Source organism: Empedobacter falsenii, assembly GCF_013488205.1.
GTDB classification, from domain to species: Bacteria; Bacteroidota; Bacteroidia; order Flavobacteriales; family Weeksellaceae; genus Empedobacter; species Empedobacter falsenii_C.
Window position 1 is genome coordinate 2,068,838 of sequence record NZ_CP040908.1, and the last position, 14,374, is coordinate 2,083,211.

Here is a 14,374-nt window from a genome sequence, read left to right on the forward strand (position 1 = left end):
GCATCTATATCAGAAGATATAGATGCTTTTTATTGGTATTACGATAAATCTTAATTTGTTTTTCTAGCTAATAAGATATTCATCAAGAAAGTCCCAGCCCAATTACTAGAGCTCGAATAATCATCAGAGCGTCGAACAGAAATAGTTAACCTAGTTTTATTATTTACATTTTCTAATTTAACAAAAGATGGAGTAAAAACATCTGGGTAACTTTGATCATTCCCAGCGGTAATAATAGGATACATATTATCAATATTGAAAGCTTTTCCTCGATATTCATAGACCAATAACATTCTACTATTTGTTTTGCTAGATGTATTTACGCTTGTAGATGTTTTATTCACAAGCCACCATCCAGCATCAGTATTTGTAGATGGAGTATCATATTTTGTTATCGCATGATTTGTAAAATCAGCTTTATCAGTACTAGAGGCAACTGAGCTTCCATGCGGAGGAATGTATAAATGTGTTCCATATATTTCCACATTTGTATTGACTGGTTTACCAATGAAAGAAAGGTCCCAAGTTCCACCAGAAGTATTTGTATTATTTACAACCTCAACAAAGCATCCAAGCGGAATAATAAAGTTATCAATAGCTATACTTGTACTTCTTAACGTATTTCCTGTAGCAGCTGTTAACGTGAGATTATTCGTAGATAAATTTTTTATTTTGTAAATTCTCCCAGAAAATGATTTTGTACCACTTTCTACTACAGGAAGTGTAAAAGTTGCAATAGTATTCCCTGTATAGCTAACATAATAGTCTAAATTGGTTAATGTGGTTGTCGTTTTTACTTCGCGATAATTTGCTTCAAAAGAACCTTCAATAGATAATGTAGAATTTGGACTTTGTGTGTTTATCCCTACTTGAGAAAATAAAAAAACGCTAGGAAATAAAATAGATGTAGTGAATAAGATAATTTTTTTCATTTTTATTATTTTAGAAATAATTGGTAGTGTTGATAGAATCTAAAGATTCCTTTATATTGTTTAATATGTTTTTTTTGCTAATAAAAAATTTAAGAGAAAGGTCTCTTGCCATGAATTCACCTGATTATCGATTCTAGCTACAGAAATACTTAATCTTGTTTTTCCATCAGTTCCATCATTTTTTAAAGAAACAAAAGATGGGGTAAAAATATCTGGAAGATTACTGTTATTGCCTGTTGACAAAATACAATACATATTATCAAGTTCAAAAGGTTTTCCTTGATATTCATACACGATCACCATTCGGGCTGTTGTTTGATTAGCTACTGATGCAGTTGAAGTTTTACTAATTACCCACCAATCTTTGTCTTTAGAATCGTATGAAGAATTGTTATGCGAAGCAAAATCAGCAGTAAACGTAGCATGAGGAGGTATATAGAGTTGATTACCATAAACTTCTACATTACTAGAGATAGATTCTCCTAAAAAAGATAAATCCCATGTACCATTAGAAGTATTTGCATTGTTTATTATTTCTATATATGCTCCTGGTGAAAGAAGAAAGGAAGCTACAGGTACATTCTCACTTCTTATAGTATTGCCAGAAGAAGGAATAACGGTCAAATTATAATTTGATAAGTTCTTAATCTTATACAGTCTTCCTGTATAAGCTGTTGCGTCGTTTCCTATAACGGGTAATGTCAGGATTCCTGCTTCAGTACCTGTATAACTTACATAATAGTTAGAATTATTAAGTGTTAAACTAGTTTTAGTTTCACTATAGCCCTTTTCAATAGAACCTTCTATAGAAAGAGTTGAATTGGGTGTTAAGGTATTAATTCCAACTTGAGCAATGGTGGTAATAAAACTAAATAACATGTAAAGAGTAAAGAGTATTTTTTTCATTTTAAATAATTTGCATTAAGATTATTTATGATAATTGAAGTATAATTCAATTAAAATTTAGCGTAGTACTTGCAAAAATTTAGAGACGTAGTCTAAATAGAAAATAAGAATTTGGGTTAGTAAAAAGTTTTCGGTCTGTAAATTTAAATCTTTAAACGATTAATTAAACTAATTTTACTCGTAAAATATTAATTTATAATCATTAAATTTTAGTCAGTCATCCTAATTTGATTGGAAAATGAATGAAATTTCTCTTCAAAATCCAATCAATATTTTGTTGCACATAATGCATTTTACTCAATAGATCATACATCAAAAAATATAGCTTGATGAATTAGAGAAAAGAATTCTACTGATTTAAAAAGTTCTCCTCCAAATAGAATCAAAATAAACCGTTTAATCCTTCATTGTTTTTTGAGATTTATTTATTTTTGACTTATTAATAATTAGTCTAAATAAATAATATTTACTCAATAGAACACATGAGAAAAAAATATTACTCGTTAAAAACAGTAGGAAAAGCATTCTTACTTGTACTAATGGTCAATCAAGTTGATGCAAAAGTTACTAATCTAAACGAAATATATTGGGAAAACACAATAAATTATGACCAAGAAACAGGTGAGATTCATGGTTATGTAGTAACAGAGGACGGATCTCCTATTGCAGATGCCTATGTTTCGTTATCTAATGGAATGAAAACAAAAACCAGTTCGGATGGAACTTTTGTCTTTACAGATATTGAAAAAGGAACTTATGAACTAACAATCAATCATTTCAATTACAACGAAATAATTCAGGACGTTACAATTACTGATCAAACAAATGCAACATTATCAATTGTATTAAAAACAGATAATCAGTTAAAAGAAGTCGTTGTAACTGCCAGTAGAATGCCCGAAAGTATTGACGAAGTTCCTTCTACATTAACATATATTTCTGCTAAAGACATGCAGATACAATCCCAAATTAATGATAATTTACCCAATATTTTGATGCAAAAAGTTCCTAGTATTTCTCCTAGTGAAGAAAGTCAAAATAATTTTATTGGTAAAATTAGAGGTCGTAATTTTCTTGTGTTAATCGATGGTATTCCACAATCTACACCTTTACGAAATGGAGGTCGAGATTTAAGATCAATAGATGCTTCTGCTATTGACCATATAGAAGTCATACAAGGCGCGTCTTCTATGTACGGAAATGGTGCTGCAGGTGGAATTGTAAATTACATTACAAAAAAAGCAAATAACAAGAAGAAAATTAATTCGTCAACTTATTTCAATAATACATTAAGCTTAGTCAATCCTAAGGAAACTTTTGGATATAATATTTCACAAGTATTTTCAGGAAAATTAGATAAATTTACTTATTTGCTTCAAGGCAAAATAGCGAATACAGGAGTGGTTAGATCGGCCGATGGTGAAATAAATAGTCCATTTTATGGTATAGGAGAAACTAAAAGTTATAATGCCTTGCTTAAAATTGGATACCAGATAAGTGACAATCACCATATCGAGTTAATGGGAAATTATTACCGTAGTATGCAAGATAGTAAGTATGAAGGAACAAAAGGTATTTTTGGAGAAAGTCCTTCGATAGCAGTTCTTACTGATAATCCTGCAAATGGAGGTACTCCGTATAGTAAAAATGTAAGTTTACGTTATGATGGTGAATTTGGAAAAACAAGTGCAAATGCAGTCCTTTATTACGAAGATATGAATTCCGTTTTCGAAACCTATAATCAAATTTATTCTGATCATAAAGGAGCACGTTTAAACTTTACAACACCTTTTGAATTAGGAAAAGCAGGTAAAGTAACCTTAATTTATGGGGTTGATTTTCTGAAAGATCATGCCGTTCAATTAGGATTAGACAAAAGCCATGTTACTCCTGATATGGATTTAAATAGTTTTGCTTATTACATTCAATCAAAATTTAACTTGGCCGAACGCTGGATTGTAAAAGCAGGAATACGTCATGAGTTTTTAGGATTTAAAGTTGGTGATTTAACTAAAGCAAATAAATTTACACCCGGTGATAAAAATAATTCAAATGCACTCGTTTTCAATATCGCAGCCAGATATAATAAACTTAGCTATTTACAACCTTTCGTTAGTTTTTCGCAAGGATATTCTATTGGAGATATCGGTTTAGTATTACGAAATAATGTTGCTTTAGATGCAATTGATCCTAAACCAGTCTCTGTTAATAATTACGAAGCTGGAATAAGTGGTAATTTCTGGAAATTAGACTATCAACTTACAGGATATTACAGCACATCAGATCGCGGAACAACTTTCGCCGAAATTGGAGCTCCTGGAAATTATCAATTATCACAAGTTCCACAACGTATATACGGTTTAGAAGCCGTAGTTAATGTAAAACCAATAAAATGGTTGAAAGTTGGTGGAATAATGGGATATATGGATGGTCGTCAAGATTTGAAGAATGAAGGAGAATTTAAAGATAAATTAGATAATTCTATCCTTACACCACTTAAGTTATCTTTCAACTTAGACACTAAAATTACAGACCAATGGAATGTATTTTTTCAGTTAACGAATTTATCAGGTCGTGATGTTTTTGATAAATCACAATATAACTATGGTAAATACCCTATTTCTGGTTATACAATATGTGATTTATATACAAGCTATAAGCTAAAGAATATAACATTTAATCTTTCTTTTAACAATTTATTCAATGCCGACTACTACCCTATTCATGCCGAAGTTAGAGGCGCTACTAATGACGGAAGATATTATATAAAAGGTAGTGGTACCACTGCTAGTCTTGGATTGAAACTCGATTTATAATCTTATATAGTTTAAAACCTCTGTTATTTAATAGAGGTTTTAAATTCTCATCTCATTATCATTTCGAGGGATCGAAAAATCTAATCTTTACATCATAACATTATACATATTACCCAAGCTCCACTAGAGTTTATCTTTTTAATTTCAAATTCTAGTTTGATAACAAATTTTGTCATTTTGAACTCGTTTTAAAATCTTAACTCCACATTCCCAAATCCATCACAAAAGACTTAATACATAATACTTTTTACATCTCAATTCTCAGATCTAAAATCTAAATCCTAGCTCTATTCAATCGAGCAGCATTTAATATCACCGATACCGAACTCAAACTCATCGCAGCAGCAGCTACCATTGGAGATAATAAAATTCCGAAAAAAGGATACAATAATCCTGCTGCAACAGGTATACCTAATGCATTATAAATAAATGCAAAAACTAAATTCTCTTTGATGTTTCGCATCATTTTATGACTTAATACAATACTTTTATACACACCAATCAAATCACCTTTCAACAAAGTAATATCTGCACTTTCTATGGCAACATCAGTTCCTGTTCCCATTGCAATCGATACATCAGCTTGTGCTAATGCAGGTGCATCATTAATTCCATCACCAGCCATCGCAACCACTTGTTGTTTACTCTGCAAATCTTTAATAGTATTCAATTTATCTTGCGGCAATACTTTCGCTTTAAAATGTGCTATACCAACTTCATTGGCTACTTTCTGAGCCGTTTGCTCATTATCACCCGTCAGCATCATCACATCTACTTTTTGTTCTTTTATTTTTTGAATCGCTTCTTTCGACGATGCTTTTATTTCGTCCGAAATTTCAAACGCGGCCAAGACTTTTCCATTTACACCCAAAAAAGACAACGTATTCGTACTATCCACTTTCGGCACTTGCATACCTGCAAACGTCATCAACCCTTCATTACCCAAATACACTTCTTTTCCATCCACTTCTCCTTTCACACCTTTACCAGCAATATCTTCAAAATTTCGAATAGAATGCAAGTTTAAATTCTCTTTCTCTGCCGCATGAACAAAAGATTGCGCCAATGGATGTCCACTGTTTTGGTTCATACTTGCTGCCAATAGCAAGACATCATTTTTATTCAATCCTTCAAACGGAATAATATTCACTACCGCTGGTTTTCCTTCAGTAATCGTTCCTGTTTTATCAATTGTTAAAGTCGTTACGTTATTCAATCGTTCCAAAGCTTCAGCATTTTTCACCAAAACCCCATTTTTAGCACCTTTACCAACTGCTACCATCACCGACATAGGCGTAGCCAAACCAAGAGCACAAGGACAAGCCACAATCAGCGCGGCCAATGCATTCGCAATGGCAAAAGCTACACGATTTTCGCTGCCAAAAATCCACCATGCCAAAAAGGTTATCAACGCAATAACCATCACAGTAGGAACAAATATTTTGGAGATTTTATCGACTACTTTCTGAATTGGAGCCTGACTTCTACTTGCCTGATTGACCATATCAATAATTTGAGCCAATAAAGTTTCACCTCCAACTTTTGTTGCCTTCATTAAGAACATTTTACTTCCGTTGATGGTTCCTGCCACCACTTCATCATCAATCGTTTTTGAAACAGGAATTGGTTCTCCCGAAATCATACTTTCGTCAATATCTGCAAAACCTTCGGTCACAATTCCATCTACAGGTACTTTATCACCTGGTTTTACACGTAAAATATCATTTAATTGAATCTGATCAATGCTTACTTTTTCTTCTTTTCCATTAACGATTCTAAAAGCTTCGTTCGGAGATAATTTAATCAACTCTTTTAAAGCAGAATTCGTTTTAGAATGCGCTTTGGCTTCCAACATTTGTCCTAACATCACCAAAGTTAAAATTACCGCTACCGACTCAAAATACAAAGCTACCTGACCATGATGCGTTTTGAACTCAGCAGGAAATAAAGATGGGAAAAATAAACCCACTACCGAATACAAAAAGCCTGCACCAGCACCCAACCCAATTAAACTAAACATATTAAGATTCCATGTTTTGAAAGAAACCCAAGCACGTTGAAAAAATGACCAACATGTATAAAAAACAATTGGTAAACATAACGCAAACTGAATATAGGCTGATACTTGTGGACTTACAATTTTACCAATTGGATTACCTGGAAGCATTTCACCCATTGCCAATACAAAAATAGGAACAGTTAATACCATAGAAATCCAAAACATTTTTCGGGTATGATGATAAACATCATCAGCCGAATCGGTTTGTACAACAGGAATCAAATCCATCCCACATATCGGGCAAAAACCAGGTTGATCTTTGATGATTTCGGGGTGCATCGGACACGTATATTCGTTTGCTAAACTCAATTTTTCTTCTTTTATTAAATGCATTCCACAAACCGGACAGTTACCAGGTTTATCGTAGGTTTTATCCCCTTCACAATGCATCGGACAATAATACACATCGCCAGTAGTTGTTTTCTTAGGAAGTGCTGCAAAAGGTGCTTTAACTTGACCATGCGAACAACTCGCGTGATCATGCTTTGACGTTTCTTTAATTTCTTCTGTTTTATGTGAACACGAAGCGTGATTATCATTGGGTTTCGTTTCCGAATTCTCTTTTTCCTTTTTTACCAAATGCATCCCACAAACCGGACAATCACCTTGTTTATTGTAGGTCTTATCCCCTTCACAATACATCGGACAATAGTATTCAGCTGCATCACTTTCCATTGTTTTATGCGAACTTGATTCTGAATCCTGTGCTGATTGAACTTCAGCTGTTGGTGTTTCTGAATTTTCAGGAATTTCTATCAAAAACATTCCGCATTTTGGACATTTTCCAGCTTCATTACTTGCAATCTCTGGATGCATGGGACAAGTATATTTCATAGAAAAAAAGTTTTTTTTAGATGATTTTAGTGTTTCAATCGTACTTCTATCAACATGAAGAGCGATTTACTCCACTTAAATTTACAAATATTATTCTACAAATTTCATATAACTTTATATCAAAAGATTACACAATTTAGAAGACAATGTATATAATTTACAGATTCATTATTACCCTTAATACCTCTTATCTATTTTTATTTTCTGTATTCATATAAAATGAAATCAGCTTGATAATTCGTTATTTAGCATCTAAAACATTGTAAATCATAATTTTTACATTGTACATTTCACAGCCGTCTCAATACTAATATCTACTTTTTACCCAACAAAAAACTACCCATTACTTGGGTAGCCTCTAAAGATTAAAACAAATTTTCATTTTTGAATTTCTGCAACAGCAACGATAAACAAAAACTACTTAACGCTCCTACAAGCGAAAGTAAAATTGTTGAAATAACATCTTGCCATTGTATACTTGCATACATACCGCACATTGTTCCGCAAATCACACTATATTTTGTGTGATCGTGTGGCGGAATCGGATTCATCAACAGCATCATGATCAACCGTTAATTGACTTACAGCCGTTAAAACACCACCAGTAACAACCAAATATCCACCTAACTGTACCAATAATGTTGGTAATACAACAGGAGCGGCAATCAATACACCACCTATACTGGCAGCGACTAATCCTATTGTTCGGATATGTTGAAATAATTTGGGTGTTGGTAATTGCAAACGTTCAACTATATTCATAGCGTTTGTTTTTGAATGTGTAAAAAAACCTCTTCACCTCTCTGTAAATACTCATAAACAACCATTTTCAATCGTTCAAATGCTTTACGAGAGTCAATACCTTTTCCTTCTCCTTGCAGAGAAGTAACAGGAGCTATACATCCATTCAGCTCCTTCAGTGCATCATTCGCTGGATGAAACAAAATTAACGATCGATTCGGAACCAAATCGATCCATACATGCCACCCAAAACGTTGACTGAAACGTTTTTTAAGTGGATATTTACCTTCTGGAATACATGATTTACGTTTCAAATTATCATTCCATGGTAATTCAATTGTCATGCAAATCAGTTGTTGCTGTAACCAAAGTTGTCCATTGGTTCCGTCAGATAAATACTTTCTTTTTAAAACTAAATCCATTTTCTATTTTTTTTAGTTGTTATCTGGTTATTCATTTTGATTATTTAATTGATAAAACCGTCAATTCGAGTGGAATTCTGATAGAATTTCGTATCGAGAATAAGGTTTTAATAAATAAAAATATATTTTGAGTAAAATTTCTCTCAAGCTTGTTCTGAGTTTATCGAAGTATAATTTCAAAAAATAACTCGAACTCACAAATTTTAATTCAAAAGGAACAACAGATATCATTAGATATTTTAATAATCGCCTATCCACTTCTGCATAAACTTTTCATAAAATTCTAATCTATTTCCATATTAAACAAATCACTGTAAACCATATGTCTTTTATAATCAATGAAAAACATTTTTATACATTTTTGTCATACAACAACAATTATTTTTAGAAAAATAGATCATTTTCTAAAAAAACTAAACAAATAAAACCATCAGGAACAACAAGCTATTAAGTTCTATTTAATTTAATTCGACAACTAAAAAAAAAATGAAATATGAAAAAAAACAAACGAATTATCATTTATGCAAAAGACATACAAAATGCTACAGGAAGAAGTTATAGACAAAGTCTTCGTTTATTACAAAAAGCCAAAAACACTGTTGGTAAATCAAAAGAAGACATGTTAAGTATAAGGGAATTCTGTGAGGTATACAACATTAATCCCCTCGATTTTCAAGAATCAATTTAAAAACAAAAAAATTATGAACGATAAAACTATATTCTCGGTTCAATGGTTCAATTCTATTATCAAAAAAATAGATGAATTAGAACAAGATTGGAAAAATAATATTATCCAATTCAGCGATTCCATTTTAATGGAAGAACATCAAGTAACAACCTTATTACAAATTTCAAAATCCACCTTACGAAGGTATTGCTTAAAAAAGTATTTTAACGTGTATCAAGTAGGCAAGCGAAACCTTTACTTACAACACGATATTATCAGAGGTATTCTAACACATTTAGTCAAATAAATAACAAAAGAGAAATAAATAGTTTATTTCTCTTTTTTAATTCAAATTCTCTTTTAACAACATTTGAGATTAAGAGGAGGAGCCACTGTGTGGCTCAGGTATTCCTTTTTTTTAATGTCACTTTTTACTTGACTAAAAAGTAACCAAAAAGACAAGGCTGTAAACCTCTCTACTAAAAATGTTCGCATTTCACCTCCTCTCTCAATACTAATATCTCATCTCTAACATCTACTTTGTACATTTTACATACTACATAATACAATTCTAATATCTCAATACTAATATCTACATATCGATACACGAACACCGAACAAACCATACAGAACGGATATACAATGGATACAGAATGGATACAGAGCGGATACACAACCGATACAGAAAAGTGTCATTTTCGATATACACCGATACAGGAATTTAACACTTTTTAACACTTAATTTCTCTAACCACAATAAAAACATAGGTTTTTGTTACGTTTATGTTCTAGGCTTAACGTTTTACGGATTTTGTCATTCTTAGCTTGTCTCAGAATCACATTCAATATGTCATTTCGAGGTATCGAGAAATCTTTTGTCACTTTTTTTATTCATAGCTTATGTATTCTAATTATCGGTATTCATATGTCTTCAGGTAGCTCATCCAAAAAAACATTTGAAATTAAGAATTTGAAATTAAAAGGAGGAGCCATGATATGGCTCAGGTATTTTAAATAAATTATTTCCATAAAGTTGGCAACTCGCTCCACTCAGACACTCCAACTTTTTTATTCCAATAATTTAGAGTTGAATTGCATTTCGATTCTAAATCGTCGGATTTTTAACTCTTTTTTTAATATTCAAATTCATTTTTAACAACGAATTCCAAAACCGTCATTGCTGAAAAGTCGAGCGTCAATTCGGCGTAAAGAGCGTTAAAAATGATTTACTGTTCGCATTTTACATGCGAATGATTTAAAGCATTTAGCGAATAGTCGTTATTGACCGACTTGTAAGCACAGACTTGACGTTTTTGGTTCGTTTTTGCGTCAAGGTAAAAATGAACATATGTACCTAAGCTCCACTAACTCCTTTCAAGAAGGAAATTATCTCCTTGATTTTGTATATTTATCGTCTAAGTCTTCGATACAACGTTTTGCAAACGTCACTCTGACTGACGAATCTAGTACCCTGAGCGAAACCGAAGGGTAATTCAGCTTGACAATTGGATTTTTAATACGTAATACTTTTTACAAACTACATTCTACAACCCCTCAATACTAATATCTAACATCTAATCCTCTATCTCATCTTTAGTCTTAAACTAAAAAAAACATACTACTTTTTACATTTTACATAATACAACTCTAAAACATCTAACATCTACTATTTACTTTCTACGCTCGCCAATCCCCTTCATCACCTACCAATTTCGTTCACGGCTCGTCAGGTTTCAATCACTTAAAGCTATTCAGTCTACATTCGAATTGTTGCTGAACCAAATCAAATAAAGTTTAATTTAAAATCTATTAAAAATGGGAAAAATTACAGATTCTCTTTTGTCGGGTACGCGAGGACGTACAGGACGAATTGTTGTTTCGAATATCGAAGGAAATGAAATTTCTCGTATACGACCACGAAAATCAAACCGTATACCAACACCAAAACAACAAGTCATAAAAGACAGATTCAATTTTGCTGTGCAGTTTATACAAGGGTATAAAGCATTGGCTAAAACCTATTACGGAAAAAGAGCTGGTTTAAAATCGCCTTATAATCAAGCCATGGCAAATTTATTACAATCTATGCCTTGTAATATGGATACCTTAACCTTTTCTATTGATTATGATGCTATTCAATTCACAAAAGGTAATTTACTCGAACCACAACCTGTAAATGTTATTGCAGACGATCCACTATCGGTAACGATTACATGGACCAATAATGCAACAGAACTTGTGGATCAAAATGACACCTTGGTTATATTGTATGTAGAAGATGGGAATACAAAAGCACAATCAACGGTTGTACAAACAACTGTAAAACGCTCCGAAGAATCCTATGTACTACAATTTTTACCAAAATATCAAGGAACAGATATACATGTATGGATGAGTTTTTTATCCGTCATAAAACAAGACGCTGCACCGTCTGTTTATTTAGGTCAAATCACTGTACCTTAATCACTTCCCCTCTGCTTTTTGGAGGGGATTTTTGTTTTTATTATAATTTATTGTATATTAGACAAATACATCTTTACTACAAGCATTTTCAATTTTAATTTTTAAGCCTATGAAAATTGAAGTATATGAAGAATATATCAAGTACCTGAACTTTTTTATTCATCGATATGGGGATGTAATCAAGAAAATTGAACCACAAGTCGAGGCAAAACAAGATATCCTAAACAAACAGTATATGCAAATGATAGAATATGCATTTGGCTTTATTCAAAAAATCAATTTGTTTGCGATACAAGATTATCAATCACAACTGTTGTTTATTCCGCAATTAATCTTTTACTTCAATGATGTCTGCGAATGTCCTCGTCCCCCAACCCTATCCATAGATTTTAATGTTGACATAGAAGCAATTTGCGAACTATTAAAAATCAATACACAAATCACTTATAATCAAAATCAATATTTTCCTTTTCTTATTGATATTTCAGGTTTATCAGACGGTTACCATCATCTTGCAGGTTTTATCCACCGACACAAACAAAATGAATTTACTTATTACTGTGTTTCGATCCAAGTCAAAAGTCAAGAATTAAAGGGAAACTGGAAAAAGTTTTATCATATTCCCATTCAAAAACTCAAGTTAATTTACAAAGAATGCCTGCAAAAGAACCAAACACTTTATGCCTTTGCAACAGATACGGAATTTACTTACTATGAAATTCAAAAAGGATTCAACTACTATTTCAACTGCTCCTTTACGGAATACGAACAGAAATTAAAAATGTTGAAAGCCTTAGAATTGATCATGTTTACCAATGCTCCATTCAAAGACATTACCATTCAAAGTGGTTTCTCCACTTACAATACCTTAAAACGTACATTTGCGAAACACCAAATTCCTTTAAAAGAAATTCCTCGATTAATTATCTAAAAAAATAAAACGCTTTATCAATAAAACCATCATTTCGAGTGAAACTCTCAAAGAGTTTTGTATCGAGAAAAAAGGTTTTGAAGTAATTCAAAATAAGAATAAACATTAAAAAAATTTAACTTAAGAATTCGTATTATTATATCGTTCAGCAAAATAGGATTAGTAAGATTATAAATAACCTTATTATATAAAATATTGTAACATCTTCTAAATCAATCTTTTTAGAATAGAAAAGTAAATATTATTCTTTAATCAATGCTAAATTATCACTCTTTAATTTTATTTTCAACCAGTTATGCAATAGATTTTCATCAATTTCTTGTTCTGAATGATAAATCACTATTGGTTTTGCTTTTAAACTATCACTATAATGTTGAATAACCCCAAAATAAACATAACGTATTGAAGGAAACAAGGATTTTATTTCACGTTCAGTAGTAGCATCTCCAATTTTTTTTTGCTCTATTTGTGTTTTTAATTGTTGTATTTGTAAATCTTTTTCTGTTACGTTTAGCTGATTTTTATTTATTTCACTTAATATTTCTTGTTTTAAATCACTATTATTTTGTCGAACAACTAAAGTTGTATTTTCTAAACCAAAATCCGCTAGCTTATTATTAAATTCTTTTATTTGTAAACTATCATATTTCTCTGTTAAAAATGCAAGTTCAATACGCTTTGGATTTGATCTAAAGTTTACATTTTTATAAATAATAGTTTTTCCTTTCAACTGAAACTCTTTTTGGATAAATGTATTTACGTTTTGTGTATATCTTTTTTCTTGTAATAGATTATAGGCTAGATAGAAGCTAGGTAAAATTAATAAAGACATCAAAACAGTTATAGTTAGTCGTACTTTTTTGTCTAGTGCAGGATTTTGGGTTTGTATTGGTTTGTATTTCAAATACTTCAATACCAAAAATGTAGATAAGGCAATAAAAAAACAATTTATACTATATAAATATAATGCACCCGCTAAAAACTTAAAGTTGAGAGTTGCTAAACCAAAACCTGCTGTACACAATGGTGGCATTAATGCAGTAGCTATTGCTACCCCTGGTATTGGGTTACCTTTCTCAATTCTTGTTATTGATATAGCTCCTACGACACCTCCAAAAAAAGCAATTAGGACATCATAAATTGTAGGCGATGTTCTGGCTAATATTTCTGACTCTACTTCTTTAAATGGGCTTAAATAAAAATATAAACACGAAACTACCAATCCAGCTAATGTTGCAATAAACAAATTCTTAGTAGATCGCTTTAATAGGGTAAAATCATAAGTAGCTAATGCAAAACCAGAACCTACAATTGGTCCCATTAAAGGTGAAATTAACATAGCTCCTATAATAACTGCTGTTGAATTAACATTTAAACCTATTGAAGCTATCAAAATAGCACATGCTAAAATCCATAAATTTGCTCCTTTAAATGAGATATTACTTTGTACATCCTCTTTGACCTTATTCTTATCTTCTTCTCCAATATGTAGATTGAGTAATTCGTATATTCTATTCATAGACATTTTATTAATATTAATTGTCGTACTTCATCACTACGTAGGTATTAAATATAATTATTTTAGTTTTGATTTTAGTATTTA

The 14,374-nt window shown here is 31.6% G+C and carries 10 protein-coding genes; 4 read left to right on the top strand and 6 right to left on the bottom strand.

Translation table 11 applies throughout. The features are described 5' to 3' along the window. Window positions 1-50: 50 nt before the first annotated feature. The gene (locus FH779_RS09675) at window positions 51-932 is read right to left on the bottom strand and encodes a hypothetical protein (protein WP_180904515.1); all 882 of its coding nucleotides are present in this window, start codon (window positions 930-932) and stop codon (window positions 51-53) included. Between the two features lie 60 nt (window positions 933-992). Further along, complete coding sequence (locus FH779_RS09680) at window positions 993-1,838, bottom strand: hypothetical protein (RefSeq protein ID WP_180904516.1); 846 nt, start codon at window positions 1,836-1,838, stop codon at window positions 993-995. A 482-nt stretch (window positions 1,839-2,320) separates the two neighbouring features. Between FH779_RS09680 and FH779_RS09685 the strand changes: the two genes are divergently transcribed. Further along, complete coding sequence (locus FH779_RS09685) at window positions 2,321-4,654, top strand: TonB-dependent receptor (protein WP_180904517.1); 2,334 nt, start codon at window positions 2,321-2,323, stop codon at window positions 4,652-4,654. A 274-nt stretch (window positions 4,655-4,928) separates the two neighbouring features. On the opposite strand, the gene FH779_RS09690 is transcribed toward FH779_RS09685, so the two are convergent. The 3 genes from FH779_RS09690 to FH779_RS09700 all read right to left on the bottom strand — a co-directional run bounded on the left by FH779_RS09690 (window position 4,929) and on the right by FH779_RS09700 (window position 8,710). Then, on the bottom strand, window positions 4,929-7,547 hold the full coding sequence (locus tag FH779_RS09690; protein WP_180904518.1) for a copper-transporting P-type ATPase: 2,619 nt from the start codon (window positions 7,545-7,547) through the stop codon (window positions 4,929-4,931). A 513-nt stretch (window positions 7,548-8,060) separates the two neighbouring features. Next, window positions 8,061-8,309 carry a hypothetical protein gene (locus FH779_RS09695; RefSeq protein ID WP_180904519.1) on the bottom strand — a complete coding sequence of 83 codons (249 nt, stop codon included), beginning with the start codon at window positions 8,307-8,309 and terminating at the stop codon, window positions 8,061-8,063. Beyond that, on the bottom strand, window positions 8,306-8,710 hold the full coding sequence (locus tag FH779_RS09700; protein WP_180904520.1) for a DUF5675 family protein: 405 nt from the start codon (window positions 8,708-8,710) through the stop codon (window positions 8,306-8,308). Before FH779_RS09700 ends, FH779_RS09695 begins: the two co-directional genes overlap by 4 nt. A 493-nt stretch (window positions 8,711-9,203) precedes the next feature. Between FH779_RS09700 and FH779_RS09705 the strand changes: the two genes are divergently transcribed. From FH779_RS09705 to FH779_RS09715, 3 genes are all read left to right on the top strand, one after another. Then, window positions 9,204-9,398, top strand: a complete 195-nt coding sequence (locus tag FH779_RS09705; RefSeq protein ID WP_180904521.1) for a hypothetical protein — start codon at window positions 9,204-9,206, stop codon at window positions 9,396-9,398. A 1,794-nt stretch (window positions 9,399-11,192) separates the two neighbouring features. Continuing rightward, window positions 11,193-11,840, top strand: coding sequence for a DUF6266 family protein (locus FH779_RS09710; protein ID WP_125349752.1), 648 nt, complete (start codon window positions 11,193-11,195; stop codon window positions 11,838-11,840). 109 nt (window positions 11,841-11,949) lie between these two features. Continuing rightward, complete coding sequence (locus FH779_RS09715) at window positions 11,950-12,771, top strand: helix-turn-helix transcriptional regulator (protein ID WP_125349753.1); 822 nt, start codon at window positions 11,950-11,952, stop codon at window positions 12,769-12,771. A 241-nt stretch (window positions 12,772-13,012) separates the two neighbouring features. On the opposite strand, the gene FH779_RS09720 is transcribed toward FH779_RS09715, so the two are convergent. Continuing rightward, window positions 13,013-14,290, bottom strand: a complete 1,278-nt coding sequence (locus tag FH779_RS09720; RefSeq protein WP_125349754.1) for a DUF389 domain-containing protein — start codon at window positions 14,288-14,290, stop codon at window positions 13,013-13,015. Window positions 14,291-14,374: the final 84 nt, after the last annotated feature.

Excerpts from the sequence above, each read along its gene's own strand:
- FH779_RS09675 (WP_180904515.1), bottom strand. The coding sequence starts at position 932 with ATGAAAAAAATTATCTTATTCACTACATCTATTTTATTTCCTAGCGTT.
- FH779_RS09680 (WP_180904516.1), bottom strand. The coding sequence starts at position 1,838 with ATGAAAAAAATACTCTTTACTCTTTACATGTTATTTAGTTTTATTACC.
- FH779_RS09685 (WP_180904517.1), top strand. The coding sequence starts at position 2,321 with ATGAGAAAAAAATATTACTCGTTAAAAACAGTAGGAAAAGCATTCTTA.
- FH779_RS09690 (WP_180904518.1), bottom strand. The coding sequence starts at position 7,547 with ATGAAATATACTTGTCCCATGCATCCAGAGATTGCAAGTAATGAAGCT.
- FH779_RS09695 (WP_180904519.1), bottom strand. The coding sequence starts at position 8,309 with ATGAATATAGTTGAACGTTTGCAATTACCAACACCCAAATTATTTCAA.
- FH779_RS09700 (WP_180904520.1), bottom strand. The coding sequence starts at position 8,710 with ATGGATTTAGTTTTAAAAAGAAAGTATTTATCTGACGGAACCAATGGA.
- FH779_RS09705 (WP_180904521.1), top strand. The coding sequence starts at position 9,204 with ATGAAAAAAAACAAACGAATTATCATTTATGCAAAAGACATACAAAAT.
- FH779_RS09710 (WP_125349752.1), top strand. The coding sequence starts at position 11,193 with ATGGGAAAAATTACAGATTCTCTTTTGTCGGGTACGCGAGGACGTACA.
- FH779_RS09715 (WP_125349753.1), top strand. The coding sequence starts at position 11,950 with ATGAAAATTGAAGTATATGAAGAATATATCAAGTACCTGAACTTTTTT.
- FH779_RS09720 (WP_125349754.1), bottom strand. The coding sequence starts at position 14,290 with ATGAATAGAATATACGAATTACTCAATCTACATATTGGAGAAGAAGAT.